Annotated in this window: 5 protein-coding genes and 7 pseudogenes; 6 read left to right on the top strand and 6 right to left on the bottom strand. The window is 59.1% G+C overall.

Translation table 11 applies throughout. The features are described 5' to 3' along the window. Window positions 1-27: 27 nt before the first annotated feature. Together BF95_RS18840 and BF95_RS18835 are read left to right on the top strand one after the other, a co-directional pair. Window positions 28-1201, top strand: a pseudogene (locus tag BF95_RS18840) (vWA domain-containing protein). Window positions 1202-1465: 264 nt separating this feature from the next. Then, on the top strand, window positions 1466-1822 hold the full coding sequence (locus BF95_RS18835; RefSeq protein WP_043153451.1) for a hypothetical protein: 357 nt from the start codon (window positions 1466-1468) through the stop codon (window positions 1820-1822). Window positions 1823-1902: 80 nt separating this feature from the next. Here the strand turns inward: BF95_RS18835 and BF95_RS18830 are convergent. After that, a pseudogene (locus BF95_RS18830) lies at window positions 1903-2989 on the bottom strand (anhydro-N-acetylmuramic acid kinase). A gap of 56 nt (window positions 2990-3045) precedes the next feature. Between BF95_RS18830 and tyrS the strand changes: the two are divergent. After that, window positions 3046-4262, top strand: a pseudogene (tyrS, locus tag BF95_RS18825) (tyrosine--tRNA ligase). Between the two features lie 76 nt (window positions 4263-4338). After that, a complete protein-coding gene (locus BF95_RS18820; protein ID WP_043153449.1) occupies window positions 4339-4692 on the top strand; it encodes a PilZ domain-containing protein in 354 nt (117 codons plus the stop codon). On the opposite strand, the pseudogene BF95_RS18815 reads toward BF95_RS18820, so the two are convergent. The 5 genes and pseudogenes from BF95_RS18815 to BF95_RS18800 form a co-directional block, all read right to left on the bottom strand. Further along, window positions 4664-5753: pseudogene (locus tag BF95_RS18815) on the bottom strand (mechanosensitive ion channel family protein). The gene BF95_RS18820 and the pseudogene BF95_RS18815 sit on opposite strands and share 29 nt — an antisense overlap. A 410-nt stretch (window positions 5754-6163) precedes the next feature. Further along, window positions 6164-8632, bottom strand: coding sequence for an amidohydrolase family protein (locus BF95_RS18810; RefSeq protein ID WP_235209863.1), 2469 nt, complete (start codon window positions 8630-8632; stop codon window positions 6164-6166). Continuing rightward, window positions 8629-9132: a TolB family protein gene (locus BF95_RS29590; RefSeq protein ID WP_235209862.1), complete on the bottom strand. Its 504-nt coding sequence runs from the start codon at window positions 9130-9132 to the stop codon at window positions 8629-8631. The genes BF95_RS18810 and BF95_RS29590 overlap by 4 nt, the downstream gene beginning before the upstream one ends. Before the next feature lie 176 nt (window positions 9133-9308). Further along, a pseudogene (locus tag BF95_RS18805) lies at window positions 9309-11962 on the bottom strand (TonB-dependent receptor plug domain-containing protein). A gap of 148 nt (window positions 11963-12110) precedes the next feature. After that, a complete protein-coding gene (locus BF95_RS18800) occupies window positions 12111-12875 on the bottom strand; it encodes a transposase (protein ID WP_327195481.1) in 765 nt (254 codons plus the stop codon). A 110-nt stretch (window positions 12876-12985) separates the two neighbouring features. On the opposite strand from BF95_RS18800, the pseudogene BF95_RS18795 reads away from it, so the two are divergent. Then, window positions 12986-13750: pseudogene (locus BF95_RS18795) on the top strand (IS256 family transposase); the annotation flags it as partial. Between the two features lie 76 nt (window positions 13751-13826). Then, a pseudogene (locus BF95_RS28380) lies at window positions 13827-14474 on the top strand (IS110 family transposase); the annotation flags it as partial.

The raw sequence follows: 14474 nt of genomic DNA, 5'->3' as shown, positions 1-14474 counted from the left end.
CGCCCTCGCTGTCCGACAAGCCTTCCCATGTTGCTCAACTTTCTCGACGCCCTGCGCGCGGCCGGCATTCCCGTCGGCATCAAGGAGCATCTGTTGCTCCTCGAAGCGCTCGACCGTGACGTCATCGCCCGCCGCCCGGAGGATTTCTATTATCTCGCCGGCGACCTATGTGAAGGATGAAGGCCTGCTCGACCGCTTCGACCAGGTCTTTGCGCAGGTGTTCAAGGGCGTGTTAAGCGCGCAGGGAGTCGAGGCTGACATCCCCGAAGAATGGCTCCGCCTCGTCGCCGAAAAATATCTGAGCGCGGAAGAGATGGAGAAGATCAAGTCGCTGGGTGACTGGGACACGATCATGGACACGCTGAAAAAGCGGCTGGAGGAGCAGAAGGGGCGGCATCAGGGTGGTAATAAATGGGTCGGCACCGGCGGCACCTCGCCCTTCGGCCATGGCGGCTATAATCCCGAAGGCGTCCGCATCGGCGGGGAATCGCGCCACAAGCGCGCGATCAAGGTCTGGGAACAGCGCGACTTCGCCAATCTCGACAACACCCGCGACCTTGGCACCCGCAACATCAAGGTCGCGCTGCGCCGCCTGCGCCGCTTCGCGCGCGAAGGGGCGACCGACGAACTCGATCTCGACGAAACCATCCGCGGCACCGCACGCCAGGGCTGGCTCGACATCCGCATGCGCCCGGAACGGCATAATGCGGTCAAGCTGCTGCTCTTCCTCGACGTCGGCGGATCGATGGACCCGTTCATCACGCTCTGCGAAGACCTATTCTCGGCCGCCACGGGCGAATTCAAGAATCTGGAATTTTTCTACTTCCACAACTGCCTCTATGAAGGCGTGTGGAAGGACAACCGCCGCCGCTTCGCCGAACGCACGCCGACCTGGGACATTCTCCACAAATATGGCCATGATTATAAGGTGATCTTCGTCGGCGACGCGGCGATGAGCCCCTATGAGATCAGCCATCCGGGCGGGTCGGTCGAACATATGAACGAGGAAGCAGGCGCGGTCTGGCTCGAACGGATCGCCCACACCTACCCCGCCACCGTCTGGCTCAACCCAACACCGCAGGCCCATTGGGGCTATAGCCAGTCCACCCGCCTGATCCGCGACCTGATGAACGATCGCATGTATCCGCTGACGATCGCGGGGATAGACGAAGCCATGCGGGAATTGACGCGGAAGCGGTGAGTTCGTCGGGCGACGCTTTTAGCGAAGCGCGTGATGGTCTCGAAACGGCCGACATTTGCCCTAAAATCCTCCCCTGTAAGGGGAGGGGGACCGCGAAGTGGTGGAGGGGTGTAACCCCATCGAGAGCGAGACACCCCTCCGTCTGGCCTACGGCCAGCCACCTCCCCTGCCAGGGGAGGATGATTAAAATGACCAGCAATTAGACGCTCCTAACTAAGACAGGTTTCAAATATTGCGAACATCTGCCGCCGATGACACTATCGCATGATGACAACGAGGAAACGGGAACAACGGGAATTAGCACAGCGACGCTGGCCGCTGCTTTCTAACCTTATCGGTTGTTATTTTAATGAGGATTTCGATATTCTTTACGGCTCCCTTGGTGGGGCCGTTGCCGCTGCGGCTCAGGATGGGGCACTGGATCACCGGCGGGCCATCCTAAAGGAGTGGCGAGACTGGAACTCATCCGTGGGCGCGGCTAGCGACCTCCGTCCCGAATTGAAAAAATGCTTTTCGATTGCTGTTCGGTTCAGCAAGCCGGAGGAGGCACGGCATCTTATGGACGACATCTATGATAGCTTGATGGAAGGGATAAGGGGCGAAACGCACCGAGATATTTGATCTCGGCTATCCCGAAAATATCACTCCTCAGCAAACCGTCGCCTATCCACCCTTCATCACCATTGCCCCACCGGCGCGCCTCACCCCCGAAACAGCACCCCACCCGTCATCGGCTCCGGCACGCCCGTCGTGCCCGGAAAGCTGATCGGCAGCCCCAGCATCGACCGCACCGCCATATAAGCAAAGCCCTGCGCCTCCAGCGCGTCGCCGTCCCAGCCCAGGCCATCGACCGGCACCACATCCAGCCCCGTCCGAGCCCGCAACATCGCCATCAACGTGGCATTATGCCGCCCCCCCCCCCGCGACATGGATGCAGGCGGGGCGCACCGCCAGATGGTCGATCGCCCGCGCCACCGCCGCGGCCGAAAAAGCGGTCAGCGTCGCCGCGCCATCCTCCAGGCTCAAGCCCTGCACCGCGTCAATGGTGAACGCTTCGCGGTCGATGCTCTTGGGCGGCGGCAAATCGAACCAGGGATCGGCCAGCATCGCCGCCAACCGCGCCTCGTCCACTTGGCCAAGCGCGGCCGCCGCGCCGCCCTCGTCATAGGCCGCATCGCCCTGCGCCTGCATCCAATTGTCGATCAGGCCGCTCGCCATGCCGGTGTCGAACGCGACCAGATCGCCGTCCGTCCCGATCACGGTGATATTCGCCACCCCGCCCAGGTTCAGGATCGCGACCGGTTTCGCTAACCCATCGGCCAGCGCGCGATGATAGACCGGCATCAGCGGTGCGCCCTGCCCGCCCGCCGCCACATCGGCGCTGCGCAGGTCGCCCACCACCGTAATGCCGAACGCCCCCGCCAGCGCGGCCCCGTCGCCAATCTGCCAGGTCCAGCCCCGGTCGGGCCGATGCGCCACGGTATGGCCATGAAAGCCGATCACGCCGATATCCTGCGCCACATGCCCGCTGCGCCCCAAAAGGTCCGCGATCGCCTCGACATGCAATTCGGTGAGTTCACCCTCGACCGACGCGATCAACGGCTCGAACCCCGGCGCATCCATCGCCATCGCCCGCGTGCAGCTTTCCGCCAGCCGCACGCGAAACCCGTCCTCATAGGCTTTGGCGTGAAAGGCGACCGGCGTCACCACCCCCTCCCCGTCCGTCTCGATCAAGGCAGCGTCGATCCCGTCGCGCGACGTCCCGGACATCAAACCGATTGCCAGCATAGGGAATAGACTCCGCCTCTTTAATCACGCCCTCGCCAATGCTACAGGCGCGGCCCATGAGCAACTATCAGTCCGATCTTCTGCGCCTGCTCGAAGCGCGCGGCTACATCCACCAGCTAACCGACGCGGCCGGCCTCGACGCCATGGCCGCAAGTCAGGTGGTGCCGGGCTATATCGGCTTCGATCCCACCGCCCCCTCGCTTCATGTCGGTCATCTCGTGTCGATCATGATGCTGCGCCAGCTTCAGAAGGCGGGGCATAAGCCGATCGTCCTGATGGGTGGCGGCACCGGCAAGATCGGCGATCCCAGTTTCAAGGACGAAGCACGCAAGTTGCTGACGACCGACCTGATCGCGCAAAATGTCGCGAGCATCAAACGCATCTTCGAACGTTTCCTGACCTTTGGCAATGGCCCGACCGACGCAATCATGGTCGACAATGCCGACTGGCTCGACAAGCTCGAATATATCCCGTTCCTGCGCGACATCGGCCAGCATTTCTCGGTCAACCGGATGCTCAGCTTCGATTCGGTCAAGCTGCGGCTCGACCGCGAACAATCGCTCAGCTTCCTCGAATTCAACTATATGATCCTGCAGGCCTACGACTTTCTGGAGCTGTCGCGCCGCGCCTCCTGCCGCCTGCAAATGGGCGGGTCGGATCAGTGGGGCAATATCGTCAACGGCGTCGAACTGGCCCGCCGGGTCGATGGCACCCAGGTCTTTGGTTTGACCACGCCGCTGCTCACCAATGCCGATGGGTCCAAGATGGGCAAGACCGTGGGCGGCGCGGTGTGGCTCAACGAAGATCAGCTATCGAATTATGATTATTGGCAATTCTGGCGCAACACGGCCGATGCCGATGTCGCCAACCGCCTGCGCCTGTTCACCGACCTGTCGATGGATGAAGTCGATCGGCTTGCCGCCCTGCAAGGCGCGGAACTCAATGAGGCAAAGAAGATCCTCGCCAATGCCGCAACCGCTTTGTGCCGGGGTACGGAAGCCGCCACCGCCGCGGCCGAAACCGCGAGGCTGACGTTCGAGGAAGGCGCGTCCGACGCCAACTTGCCCACCGTCAGCCTCGGCACCGACGGCCTGACCGTGGTGCAAGCCACGACGGCTCTCGGCTTCGCGCCCTCGAACAAGGAAGTCCGCCGCAAGCTGGCCGAAGGCGCGATTCGCGTAAATGGCCAGGTCTGACCGACCCTGCCGTAACCGTAAACGCAGGCGACAAGCTGAGTTTCGGCGCGAAAAAGCATGGAATGATCATCGCCTGACTGGAATAAAGACTTAGGCGAAGATTAACCTTATCGGTCAGGATGTCGTTCACAACTGTGCGGGCAGGCTGCGGCCATGTCCTCGCTATTTACCCATCTCGACCATGTTCAGCGCTCGCGCGACCCCGCCGTCGATCAGCGCCGGGCGCGCCGCGATCTCGTCGATCTGGTCAGCCATGTCACGGCGCGCGGCAGCGCCCATAGTGTGCGGATCATCAACCTGTCGTCGCTCGGCCTCATGTGCCGCAGCGATGGCGGGTTGCCCGTGGGCGAACGCATCACCGTCTGGCTACCGTTGGTCCAGGATATCGCCGCCGACATCCGCTGGGTCGAGGATGGCCGCATGGGGGTGGAGTTTCTCGAACCCATCAAGCCGCTTCTCTACGACGGGCTGATGGGTCTCATTCCACCGCGTCGGACGGCCTGGTAAAGGGCATCAGGGCCACGCCCTCCGCCGTCTCGATCCGCTGACGCCCGCGTACCAGCGCTTCGGGCATCTCGTTGCGTAAAAAAGTCCAGCATTGCCTCGCGCACGTCGCAGCGCAGATCGAACGCCATCCCGGCATTGCGCGCCGATAAAAGGCAGCGCAGTTCCAGCGCATCGGCGCGATGGTCGGTCACTTGCAACAGCACGACGCGCCCGTCCCACCGCTCGTTCGCCTTGGTCACCTCGACCAGCCTGTCGCGGATGCGCGCCACATCGGCGGTCGGATCGACATAGAGGAACACCGTGCCCAAAAGGTCGGACGTCTTGGTCGTCCAGTTCTGAAACGGCTTTTCCAGAAAATAGGACACCGGCACCACCATTCGCCGATCATCCCAGATCCGCACCACGACGAAGGTCAGCGTGATATCCTCGATCCGCCCCCATTCGCCCTCCACGATCACCACATCGTCCAACCGGATCGGATCGGAAAAAGCCATCTGGATGCCCGCGATCAGATTTTTGAGCGCGGGCTGGGCCGCCGCGCCCACGGCGAGGCCGACCAGGCCCGCCGACGCCGCCAGCGTCACGCCGATCGTCCGCACGCCGGGAATCGCCATCAGGATCATCGCGATCACCAGCACCGCGATGACGCTTTGTGCGACGCGATAGAGGATGCGGACGCGGGTATGGCGCTGCCGCGCTTTCAGATTATCCTCGGCGTTGATATCGACGCTGCGCTCGATCATCACACGCATCGCCCGCATGAGCCGCAACAGCAGCCATCCGAACAAAAGCGCGAACGCCATCTTCGACCCGATCGACCACAGGCTTTCGATCCGCGGCCCCAGATCCAGCGGCTGCACCCCCGCCCCCAACGCCATCAACACCACCAGCCAGCGCGTCGGCTGGAACAGCGCGGGCAGCAGCACCGGGTCCACCCGCTGCCGAACAACCCGCACCACGACGGCATAGAGCGCCCAGTGCAGCAGGAAAGCGGTGATCACCGCCAGCCCGATCGAGAAGGCGGCAGTCGACGTAATATGGGTCAGGCTGATGTCCATCATCCCGCCAAAACGCGGCACAAGGCCGATTGTTTCGCAGACGCAGCATATTCGCTGAGGGTTTGGGTTCCCCGCCCGCTCGCGCGCTGCAACCCACCGCCGCGCTCAGCCACCGGCCTGCTCTTCTTAGCCCTCTCCCGCCTTCGCGGGACCACCAATGTTGTAACTCGCTGGTAATTGCGATCTGATCCAATGTAACTTGGCTGGCGGCCGCATGAGTCGCCAGCCAAGCGCCTCACGTTTAATTTTAAACCAGATTTTAAAAAACTGGGGATCGATCCCCACGAACGTTCCCACATGTTGCATGGGATGACACACTCACCGCTGCCCTACTCTTCGAATCATCGCCATCATAGGAAAGAAAATAAAAACAAGGAGGATTTGTTGATACCGGATCCAACGGCCAATTGCGTTCAGCGGGTGTCCGTTAGCAGTTCCTGGTCATCGAACACTCGGCCGTTGGTGATTACCTTGCGCACCTTGAAGGTATTGGCAATATCCTCAAGTGGGTCACCGTCGATCAGGGTGATATCCGCGAGTTTGCCCGCCTCTAACGTTCCAGCATCAAGATTTAAGGCCTGCGCGGGATTGATAGTCGCGGTTTGGAGCGCTTGGAAAGGGGACAGGCCCGCTTCAACATAGGACGCAATCTCCGCATGAAGATTTGTTGCGATCATTGTGTCAGTGCCTGCCACAATGACTGCACCAGCATCATATATTTTCTTGAGACTCGCTAGACTTCCTGCAACCATAGGCCGCACCAATGCCTCGAACGGACTCTTCTCTGTCACAGACTTCTGTGCCCAGTTGGGATAGAGTTTGACACGCGGATCACCGCGATAGCTCGGATTCCTCGCTAAATAGCCCGACAATGATCCAAAGTTAGTAGGTGCCAATGTACGTCGGCTTCTGCCAAAAAGCTGAACCACATCGTCATAGGCAATGCCCATCGGACCCTGCTTTGGTGAATAGCCCCGCCTACTGCTGGCCCCCATATGCTCGGTCCCATCGACGCCTGTATAGGCTGCAGGGAATATTTCGTGGCCAGATACCGGAATGCCCATTTCATGAGCGGCCTCGACAATGCGCCGTTGATAGATATCGGGCATGCGTACATAGCTTTTCATCAAGTCATATTTCAGAGCGCGAGAACGCTCGATCTCGCGCTCCAGATGCGCTGGACCCGACACCGCGACGCCCATCTTATAGTACACGCGCTGCCACTCAAGCAGTGGCCCGCCGACATAAAGGCGCGGACCAATACGTACTCCCGCCTCGGCTGCCTCCCTGTCCTCGATCGCGTCATAGACCTGCGTACCTGGGTCACGCACCGTCGTGATGCCATAGGCCAGCCAGGCCCGTTGCAGGTTTGAACCGAAGTCCTTCTGGATATGCGCGTGATATTCGATGAGGCCAGGGATCGCGGTCAGCCCGGTCCCGTCCACATACTTGTCGGCCGAATTGTGCAGCGTCTGATCATGGTCGCGGATTTCTGCGATCCGGTTACCCTCGATCACAATATCCTTCTCGTGCTGGGTCACATCCTGGACAGCATCGACCAGATTGCTGACGTGTATGACAGTGCGGCCCGTTGGCTTGGCAAGCCGATAGCTAAGATCGACCGGAATGTCTGTGATGATACCGGAGTCCGTGTCGATCTTCTTCAACCTGTCGGACGACTGGTAGAGAATGGTGCGGGAATCTGCCGTCCAAGTTGGGAAATATGAGACTTCTGAAGTGTAGCTTCGCGGAGGACCCAGCGGCTTGGCGTCGGATCCGACCGGCCAGATTTTCAGCACCCCTTCATAGATGCCCGCCATCTTGGTTCCGTCCGGCGCCCAGGCTGGGCCGCTCCCACTCCGTGTGTCCATCGACATATTCGGCTCTGGTAACTGCCAGAAAGGTTCAGTCTTGCCGTCGACTGGAATGACATAAACCTGATTCGTGCCCTCACGGAAGCTCTTAGAGAATTTATAGGACAGGCTGATCGCAATATATTTTCCATCTGCCGACCAACTGGGGCTACCTGGCTGGCCGAGAGAACCTTGCAGCCTTGTCACCTTACCGGTTGTGACATCGACAACGCACACACCCGCATCGCCCCAGACGCTATCGACGTCGAGGAAAGCAACGAGTGCACCATCCGGCGACCAGGCCGCGCCAAGCGGTTGCGTGTCGATGCTGGTGAGTTGCCGATCTTTTCCGGTTTTGAGAGACCTGATCCATAGCTGGAGAAGCCCGCCGCCCTTGTCGGAACTGTAAACGATGCTCTGGCCGTCTGGCGACCAGGCAGGGTCGGCATCCAGGGCGGCATCGTTGGTCAAATTCTCAGGCGCGCCGCCTTGCGAAGGCATCATGTAAAGGTCACCCAATGCCACAAAGGCTATCCGGTCACCGCCGGGCGAGATTTTAGGATGGACGATGCCGAGCGCCTTACGAGCTGCGGTCGAATCCCAGTCGCGCTTCGCGCGTGTATAGCTGGGGTGAATAACCTCAAGCCTAGCAGCAAAGTCAACCGTCGATACTCGGTTGTTCACACGCCGCCGAATTTTACCGTCAGCCACATAATAGTAACCGCCCTGGCCCCATGACGCGCGAAAGGGAAAGACATTTTCGCCGTCGCTCACAACTTCGCCGTCGATCTCCAGTCTTGATCCCTGGCCATCCTGAACGACGTAAGCCACCTGGCCGTCAGGACCAAAGGAAGGTGCGTCCACTCGACCGCCCTTGATCTCCTTCATCAGGCTTTCCTTGCCGTCAGCTAGGTTCGTCACCCACAATGCCGTTTGACTGCCTTCGGCACCTGCATACCCAATGCGCTTGCCGTCGGCGGACCATGTCGGCATCCGGTCCTCGCGCGCAGTTTTGGTTATCTGCGTCAATGCGCCAGTTTCGACATCGATCGTCCAGATGTCGTAACTGCCTGAGCGATCGGATGAGAAGGCGATCGTCTTACCATCAGCTGACCAAGCCGGCTCGCGATCATCATTGGTGCCCTGTGTGAGTTTGCGGGCATCCGTGCCATCGGGCCTGATGGTCCACAGGTCGTAACCGCCGTCACGAAAGCCAAAATATGCCAGGCGTGAGCGTCGGGTGCCCAGACTGGCTGGCGTGCGTCGTTAAAGTAATCCGTAATCCGCGTCGCCCGCCCGCCCTTGGCGGAAATAATCCAGAGACTGCCTTGCAGATCGACCGCTAGCCATTTTCCATCAGGGGATACCGAGACCGCCATCGAAGTACCCTCATGCACATCGAAGGCAGTCGGCGTCTCGCCACCGGGGGGCGGAAGATTGGACGGCTGCGCCTGAAGTGGCGTATTATTGCTCAAGATAATAGCTGTGGTCATTACCAAAAAAGGAGGAAGCGCTTTCAAGCTTACCATAATAACTCCCTATGGTTTGGAGTGATTTTTAAGCGTGCAAATATTGCAACGAAATTCTGACTATGGCTCGCCATGGCAACAGCCGCTGATTATCGATAATGCCATTGCTTTGCTTATATCCATTTCTATTATCTACACTATTGTCATTCTTAAGCAGACACATCATTTTTCGATAATTAGAATTCTATGTTGAGTCGGGTGTAATAAAAGCCTCCGCTAATACCGTAGGGCGCGTAGGCATTATAGAGGAAGCCGACGAACTGGTTTACTGGCCTCACTTTACTCGGATAGGTGTTGAGCAGGTTGTTCGCGCCGATGGAAAGCTTGATGCCCTGTGTCAATTTGTACCCGATTTCTAGGTCGACAATAACTTTGGGCTTTAGCGTGTCATCGACAAAGTCTCGGAAGCAAATATCGCTCACGACATTGACCGCACAAGCGGTGAAATCGGCGGTGTGAAAGGCTGGCGCGCCGGCGCGCTGAACGATCTTACCAAAGCGCGTCGCGCGCAGGTTCATATTTAAATCATCCTTTTCCCAAAGGACGTTGGCGATGAACTTATTGCGTGGCGTGCCTTCGGTCAGATCGCCTCGCTTGGTGCGTCCGATTAGGGCCAAGCCCGAGGCCGCGATCGGTCCAGGAACAGGATCAATGTGGGTGAAGGTAGTCTTGTTGAAGTTCGCCGACAGGCTTAACGTCGCGGTACCCATGTCGCCTAAGCCGGCGCGATAAGTTCCGACAATGTCGAGACCGCGCGTCCGGGTGTCGGCAGCGTTGGAGAAGATCAGGCCACCCGCGATTCCTCTAATGCCGGCCGCTTCGAGCGCATCGATAACGACCTGACCGCTCAGCGTCTCGCTGAGTAGGATGCGGTCCTTGATTTTGATCTGATAGGCATCGATCGTGACATTCAGGTTCGGCACTGGCGTAAGCACGATGCCCGCCGAGAAGTTGACCGACTTTTCAGGCTTGAGCGGAACAGCCCCCAATGCCCTCGCCGCAGGCCTGCGACCGGGAGCGCCTGAACCGGAAGCAATACGCTGACGCCATTCTGAATCACGCCGATCGTCGAGGACGATGCATAGTGCTGCTGTTGCAATGTGGGTGCACGGAAACCAGTGCTGGCAGTGCCTCGGATTGCGATGCCCCGCATCGGTTCAATCCGCAGCGATGCCTTGCCGGTGTCGGTCGTGCCGAAATCGGTATAATCCTCATGGCGCCCGGCAAGTCCGAATTCCAGCCCCTCGACAATCGTGCCTTCAACGTTGAGATAGGCGCTCCAGTTGCTGCGGCTCCAGGATCCGGCACCTTCGGGCACGAAGCCTGTGACGCCCTGCGCGCCGACGCCGGTACGCTGCACACCCGCCAGCCACGATCCCGGCGGCGATCGGTAACCTCCGTCAATATAAGATTCCGGATCGCCCTGGCCGATCATGAATTTGTTCTTCTTATATTCGGTACCGACCGCGACGGACAGCGGTTCGGGCAGGCCGACCTCGAAATCCTTACTTAAATCGAGATTGTTGGTCCACTCGTCGAACCGGATCTTCCCCAGATAGAAATTGGTAGGGCTTGCCGTACCCAGCGATGGGTTGAGAGATGTCGTCTGCTTATACTTTACTTCGTTCTGGGAGTAGGTTGAACTGATGTCGAAGCGCACACCGCCGCCGATCTCCCCACGCAAACCAAGAGCGTACTGGAAATCTTCGTCATAGACATGGATGCGCGGGATATAGCCTTCGGGATAGATATCGATGATATTATTGAGCGCAGCGGGCGTGCGATAGGTCAACCAGCCTGCCGCATGACGTTTGGAATATGTACCAAAGCTATAGGCTTCCAAGCTGTTACCGACAGGTAGCATGGCGTCATAGCCCAAGTTGCCGCCGATGACCTCGGGTTGCCCGGCCTTGCCGCGAAAGCGGTTGAAGTCGGTGCCGTTGCGCGGATCGCCGGTGGGGTAAAAGTTTCCCCCGATGGGCGATCCGTCGACGATCGTTCCCGCCTGAAGCACGCCATCCGCTGAGAGGTGGATATAGCCGCCGTCGCTTCCCAATGCGAAGCCATTGTTGACCTGAAAACGGCCCTGCTCGCCACCATTGTCAGCGGTACTGCCGAGCGTGATGGCCGCGCCTCCCGATGTATCATTTTTAAGGATGACGTTGATGACGCCCGCAATTGCGTCAGATCCATATTGTGCCGATGCGCCATCGCGCAACACTTCGATGCGATGAATGGCATTGCCGGGGATAAGGTCGAAGTCTGGCGGTGACTGACCGTTTTGAACCGAACCATTGATGAACAACGTTGCGCTGTTATGGCGCCGCTTGCCGTTGACCAGCACTAGCAGTTGATCGCCACCCAAACCGCGCAGTGACAAGGTGCGGACCGCCCAACTTGCGCCCGCACCGTTGTTAGATACGTTGATGGATGGCACGAGCGTACCGAGGAGGTCGCGCACCGACTGCTTGCCGCTAGCTTCCAGATCTTTTGCACTAAATACATCGATCGGCGCCAAGCTTTCAGCGACGGTGCGGGTGGTCTGACGGGTGCCGGTGACGATGACTGTGGCTGTTGTATCATCGGTATCCGCCTCGACGGAAGCCGTTGCGGTGCCGGGCGTTGATTGTGCCTCAGTCATCGGAGCGGCATGCAAGGCTTCACCCGCAATAAGTGAACGGGGCGCTGCACGACCAGCGGACTGGACAATGGTTTCAAATCCGCTTTCAAAAGATAGAGCAGGCCGCGCATTGATTGCAGCGAGCGTTTCACGCGGCGAAACAAGGCACGTGGCAAGGCTAAGCCCTGCCATGACTTTATGGTTACGCATTGCTGTTCCCCTGATTGCGCGGTTTAACTGCCGCTACTCACTTTCAGACGAACCAAGCAGGCGGATCCGCCACAAAACTGTCGTTTAATAAGAAATTTAATTCGACCGCAGGAACTAATACCAAATCTCTTAGCTCGACTTTGTACAATCAGGTAGCAAAGCATAGTGCCTGAGCCATGCGCTTTAGGCGGGTCGTGGGAATATAGTGCGGTTCTGGGTGCGGCGGGGAGTGTTGATTAATGTCGCCGACCCAGAGTTGGAGGCGGACGGCTCCGATGGCGTCACTGAATGTCAGGCTGGTTTTTCGATACCAGGCGGCGGAATAAGGGGTGCTTTTAGTGGCCAACAGATCGCAGGCCCATAGCGATATAAGGCTGTAGAGACCCAGCAGCGCCGGCGTGGTTCGCGCTATGGCTTTGTCGGTCCACTGGCGCTGTGTTTCGACACCCAGGTGAGCACGGGTTTCTGCAAAGGTGACCTCGATCTGCCATCGTCGGACGTAGAGGGCGATTATCTCGGCGGGCTCGAGGGTGATGTCGGTACTGAAGAAGGCTTGCGGGCCGCGCTTTCCGTCAGGATCGCGAACCAGGACCCAGCGGACCGGCAAGACCGGTGTGCCGGGCCTGTACCATAAGGCGATGTCAGATGTGATCTCGAGCGTCTTGCCGTTGAGATGGCCATACCAGGCAGAGACGAGAATGCTGGTCCAGCGTGTCGCCGGGTTGGCGAGCAGGGTCTTGAGTTTTGGTAATGCTCGCCCTTTCTGCGCCGGTCGCCCCATCGTGCGTGCCGTTCGCCCCGCAGGCTGTGCAAACAAGTTGGCGTCGAGCCGCAGTCGGCTGATGAGTGTGGCCCGGCGGACGATCGCATGTGCCAGTTCGTGGACAGCAAAGCTGCTGTCGCCAATGAAGATGACCGTAACGATCGTCTCCTCATAATCGCTGGTGCGCGCGCAGGCAGGGGCTGGGGACTGTCAGGATTTCCGTGTGTGACCGGGCATAATGGGTAACAAGGAGTCCCACTATGTCACGACGCAAAGAACCCGTTATTCCCAATGCGCTTCTCGACCAGCTTTTGGCCGGAGGCGCTGCCAGTGCCGCATTTGAACAAGGTGGCTTGCTGGATTCGCTGAAGAAGGCGCTCACGGAGCGCGCGTTAAATGCGGAGATGGATCACCATCTTGCGACAGGCGAAGGTGCCGGTAACACGCGCAACGGCTATGGCCGGAAGACCGTAATGACCGAGACCGGCAAGCTGGAGATTGATGTCCCGCGCGACCGCCAGTCCAGCTTCGACCCGCAGCTGATAGCCAAGTATCAGCGCCGCTTTCCGGGCTTCGATGAGAAGATTGTGTCGATGTATGCGCGGGGCATGAGCACCCGGGAGATTACCGGGCACCTGCAGGATCTGTACGGCATCGATGTGTCGCCCGATCTCATCAGCACGGTGACGTACGCGGTGCTCGATGAAGTCGCCGTCTGGCAGCAACGCCCGCTCGATGCGATCTATCCGCTGGTCTTTTTCGATGCGATCCGGGTAAAAATCCGAGACGAAGGCATGGTCCGCAATAAAGCGATCCATATCGCCCTTGGCGTCCGCGCCGATGGCGCCAAGGAAGTGCTCGGGCTGTGGCTTGAGCAAAACGAGGGTGCCAAGTTCTGGCTGCGGGTCATGAACGAGCTGCGCAACCGTGGCACAGAGGATATTCTACTTGCTGTCGTCGATGGCCTCAAAGGCTTTCCAGATGCGATCACAGCCGTGTTTCCCGAGGCCGTCGTTCAAACATGTTGGTGTGGACGGCCTCCAAACGGCATCACAATGTGCCAGATTGAGGTTGTTGCAAATCTCAAGGAGGAGACCGTCCGTGGAACACCTTATCCGAGTTGGCGTCGACACGTCAAAGCACGTTTACCAGTTGCATGGCGTCAACGCCGCCGAGAAGCCAATTTTACGCAAAAAGCTGCGTCGTACCGAGATGATGGCGTTTTTCGAGAAGCTGCCGCCAACGGTGATTGCAATTGAGGCGTGTGGGGCGTCTCACCATCTGGCGCGGCTCCTTACGTCGTACGGCCATGAAGTGAAGCTGATCGCGCCGCAGTTGGTGAAGCCCTATGTAAAGCGCGGGGAAGAACGATGCGGCTGATGCTGAGGCTCTGTGTGAAGCAATGAGCGACCCCACGATGCGCTTTTGTGCCCATGAAAAACTGCCGAGCAGCAGGCAGCGCTCATGCTGATCGCGTACGCGATCGGTTGATCCGCACCCGTACGCAGCTGGTCAAACGCGATCCGCGGTTATGCAGCCGAGTTCGGGCTGATTGCTGCCCAAGGCAAGTGCCGGATCGTTACGCTGCTCGATCGTATCGCGATGACCCCAAACTGTGCCGGCGCTTGCGCGAAACGCTGTTTTGCCGCGCAGGCGAAGGAATATTCTCAGCTTCAGGACCAAATCGAAGAGGTCGAAGCGGAGTTGGCGGCATGGCACCGCGCCAACGAATGCAGCCGACGCTTGGCG

The sequence above is a fragment of the Sphingobium sp. Ant17 genome (assembly GCF_000588875.1).
Taxonomy (GTDB): Bacteria; Pseudomonadota; Alphaproteobacteria; order Sphingomonadales; family Sphingomonadaceae; genus Sphingobium.
This window is presented reverse-complemented; position numbering and strand designations above follow the sequence as displayed.